The following is a 3,695-nucleotide window of genomic DNA, read 5'->3' as shown; positions in this document are numbered from 1 at the left end:
CACGAGGTGCGGCTCGCGGCCGCCCTGCTCGACGCGTTAGCGGGCTGTACGACACTCGCGATCCACTCGACTCAGTCGTACGCGGAGCCGTTCGCGGTCATCGACTCGATGGACGAGGTGACCCGCGCCGTCGCGCCCCACCTGCCGGTCGACGCCGTGATCCAGACCGACGCGTACACCGAGGGGCGGCTCATCGAACACCCGCACACCCTCGAAGTGGAGGCCGGACTCCAGGGATCCGAGAGCGCCGCCGACAACGCCTACTGGCTCGCCCGCGCGTTCCTCGCCGCGACCGGGCCATCTCCGCGCCCGGTGCCGACGACGTGCTGGACGCCGGCGGCCGCGAGGACGTCTCGGTGTTCTGGCTCCGCGAGCGGATCCCCAAGCCCGCCGCCGACACCTACGAGGTGTTCGCGCGCAACTTCGAGCGCGTCGAGTCCGGCGAGCGGTTCGCGGCCGCCGACGGCGAGCCCCTGCTGGCCGACGAGCCGTTCTACCCCGTGCTGCTCTCGCCGAACGGCTACCGCGACCAGTTCGGCTACGTCGCCGACCGCGTCGGCACGCTGGAGTAGTCGACACGCCGGAGTAGCCGCCACGGCGACGCGCCGGAGGCTCCGGCGGCGACGCGTCCGGTCGTCGACGGCGGAGGCCCCCTCACTCGACGAGTTCGATGGTATCGTCGCCGTTTGGGACGACACAGATGAACGCGCCCGCCTCGTCGCCCTCGTTCCGGTACCAGTGTTCGACGCCGGCGGGGATCAACAGGGCGTCACCGGGCGAGACCACCCGTTCCTCGTCGCCGATACCGACGACGTACTCGCCGGCGAGGACGTACTGCTCGTGTTCGACCGCGTTGGTGTGGCGCGGGACGGCAGCGCCCGGCGCGAGTTCGAACCGCCGCATGGCGAAGTTCGGGGCCCCGTCCGACTCGTCGAGGAGGACGGCCTTCGAGAGGCCGTCGGCGGCGTCGACGGGTTCGGACGCGACGTCGTCGCCGCGTTTCACGACCGGATCGGGTTCGACTGCGTCGCTCATGTCTCGGTCGACGGCTCCCGGGTATTTAACCGCTCACCGGACTAACGCCGACCCATGCGAGGAATCAAGATCGGGAGCGCCTTCGGCATCCCGATCAGGCTCAACTGGACGTTTCTGATAGTCTTACCGCTGTTCGCGTACCTCATCGGGCAACAGGTCGGGTCGATCGTCGACGTGATGAACGAGACCGCGGGGCTCGGGATCGACGCGGCCGTGCTCGCGTCGGGGCCCGCGCCGTGGCTGCTCGGCTTGGCGGCCGCGGTGGGGCTGTTCGTCGGGGTGTTGCTCCACGAGTTCGGGCACTCGCTGGTCGCGATGCGGTACGGCTACGAGATCGAGTCGATCACCCTGTGGCTGCTCGGCGGGCTGGCCAGCTTCACGGAGTTCCCCGAGGACTGGAAACACGAGTTCTGGATCGCGATCGCCGGCCCGCTCGTCAGCGTCGCGGTCGGGATCGCGTGTTACGGGGTCGTCTTCGCCCTGCCCGCCGGGGCGGGGGCCTCCGTCGGCGTGAACGCCGCCCTCTTCGTCTTCGGCTACCTCGCGCTGTTGAACGTCGTCCTCGCCGTCTTCAACATGCTCCCGGCGTTCCCGATGGACGGGGGGCGCGTCCTCCGGGCGCTCCTCGCGCGGAACCAGCCGCACGCGCAGGCGACCCAGCGGGCCGCCTCCGTGGGGAAGATCTTCGCGTTCCTGATGGGGATCATCGGACTGTTGACCTTCCAGCTGCTGCTCATCGTCCTCGCCTTCTTCGTCTACGTCGCCGCCTCCGGCGAGGCCCAGCAGACGACGCTGAGGGCCGCGTTCGAGGACGTCACCGTCGGCGACGTGATGACGCGCCGCGAGGACCTCCACACGGTGACCGAGGACACCTCCGTGGCCGACCTGATGAGCCGGATGTTCGAGGAGCGACACACCGGCTACCCCGTCCTCGACGGCGACGAACTCGTCGGAATGGTCACCCTCGAAGACGCGCGGTCGGTCCGCGAGGTCGAGCGCGACGCCTACCACGTCGACGACGTGATGGCGACCGACCTCGTCGCCGCCGCGCCCGAGGCCGACGCGCTGACCGCGCTTCAGACGATGCAAGAGAGCGGGGTGGGTCGGCTCCCCGTGGTCGACGCCGACGGCGACCTCGTCGGCCTCATCTCGCGGTCCGACCTGATGACCGCGTTCAACATCATCCAGACCGGCGGCACGCCGCGGGTCATCGGCGGCCGTCGGCGGGTCGACGACGAGCCGGGAATCCTGTAGCGCTCCGCTTCCCCCTCGACGCTGGAAAAGGGAGGTCCCGCCCGGCGTGGGGTATATACGCCGCAACGACCTACCTCGGTACGTGACAACCCGGACCATCCGCGCCCGCGACCGGCCGGTGTTCGGCGTCGACGTCCACAGCGGGGACATCCGCGGCGACAGCCCCTCCTACGCGCTCGTGATCTTGGATCCCGTCGACGAGGACGACCCCGACGCCCCGGACGCCGACGTCCCGATGGCCCGGGTCACCCGCGACGTGGTCTCCTTTCGAAAGCTCTGCCGGCTGATCGACGACCGGGAGCCGCTCTACGTCGCCACCGACAACGCCTACGAGCTGGCGGCGGACAAAAGGGAGCTCGTCGGCTTCCTCCAGTCGCTGCCCGACGGTACGCGGCTCGTTCAGGTGACCGGCGCGGAGCGCCCGGAGCCGCTCTCGCGGGTCGCCTCCCGGCACGGGATCCCCTACGGGAAGGAGCCGATGAAGGAGGCGGAGGCGTCGGCCCGGCTCGCGGCCGCCAACGTCGGCCACGAGGTGACCGCGTTCACCGACGAGACGACGGTGAAGGTGTCTCGCGGGCGCTCCACCGGAAAGGGCGGGTGGAGTCAGGACCGCTACACCCGTCGGATTCACGGCAACGTGAAAAAGCGGACGCGGCAGGTCCAGTCGAAGCTGAAGGAGTCGAACCTCGACTTCGAGCGCGACGTGACCGAGAAGTACGGCGGCTACGCGAACGCGACGTTCACGGTCGAGGCGCGCCCCGAGGACATCCCCGTCTCGAACTCGCGGGCCGGGGACGTGCGCGTCGAGGTCGAGCGCGAGCGCCGCGACGGCATCGAGTACGAACCCCTCGTGAAGCGGCGCGACCGCGTCATCGTCGGGATCGATCCGGGAACGACGACCGCGGCGGCCGTGGTCGGGCTCGACGGCACCGTCCACGCGCTGTACTCCTCGCGGACCGCCGACACCGCCGACGTGACGGAGTGGATCGTCGAGCAGGGGCGGCCGATCATCGTCGCCGCCGACGTGGAGCCGATGCCGGAGACCGTCGAGAAGTTCCGGCGCTCGTTCGACGCCGCCGGCTGGCGGCCCACCACGGACCTCCCGATCGACGAGAAGCTCCACCGGACCCGCGAGGCGAACTACGCGAACGACCACGAGCGCGACGCGCTGGCCGCGGCGCTGTACGCCTACGACGACCACGCCGACCAGTTCGAGCGGATCGCGGCGAAGACCCCGCCGCGGCTCGACCGCGAGGCGGTGATCGCCGGCGTCGTCGCCGGCGGCGCGTCGGTCGAGTCCGTCATCGAAGACCTGAGCGAGGACGACGGCGGCGACGACGGCGAGGGGGACGACGCCGAGACCGACCCCACGGAGCCGGAGCGCACCGAGGAAGAGGAGACGATCC

Annotated in this window: 3 protein-coding genes and 1 pseudogene; 3 read left to right on the top strand and 1 reads right to left on the bottom strand. The window is 70.4% G+C overall.

Annotated features, from left to right (window positions below):
- A pseudogene (locus tag BN903_RS18490) lies at window positions 1–572 on the top strand (succinylglutamate desuccinylase); the annotation flags it as partial.
- A gap of 82 nt (window positions 573–654) precedes the next feature.
- Here BN903_RS18490 and BN903_RS14645 read toward each other — a convergent pair.
- Window positions 655–1,035 (bottom strand): cupin domain-containing protein, encoded by a 381-nt coding sequence (locus BN903_RS14645; protein WP_048078433.1) that lies wholly within the window; start codon window positions 1,033–1,035, stop codon window positions 655–657.
- 54 nt (window positions 1,036–1,089) lie between these two features.
- Here BN903_RS14645 and BN903_RS14640 point away from each other — a divergent pair, with 54 nt between their 5' ends.
- Both BN903_RS14640 and BN903_RS14635 read left to right on the top strand, forming a co-directional pair.
- Window positions 1,090–2,289 (top strand): CBS domain-containing protein, encoded by a 1,200-nt coding sequence (locus BN903_RS14640; RefSeq protein ID WP_048078432.1) that lies wholly within the window; start codon window positions 1,090–1,092, stop codon window positions 2,287–2,289.
- 82 nt (window positions 2,290–2,371) lie between these two features.
- Window positions 2,372–3,695 (top strand): DUF460 domain-containing protein (locus BN903_RS14635; protein ID WP_048078431.1); only part of this gene is annotated, 1,324 nt, incomplete at its 3' end.

It is taken from the genome of Halorubrum sp. AJ67 (assembly GCF_000513435.1).
This window is presented reverse-complemented; position numbering and strand designations above follow the sequence as displayed.

Coding starts and splice junctions, on each gene's coding strand:
- BN903_RS14645 (WP_048078433.1), bottom strand. CDS start 1,035: ATGAGCGACGCAGTCGAACCCGATCCGGTCGTGAAACGCGGCGACGAC.
- BN903_RS14640 (WP_048078432.1), top strand. CDS start 1,090: ATGCGAGGAATCAAGATCGGGAGCGCCTTCGGCATCCCGATCAGGCTC.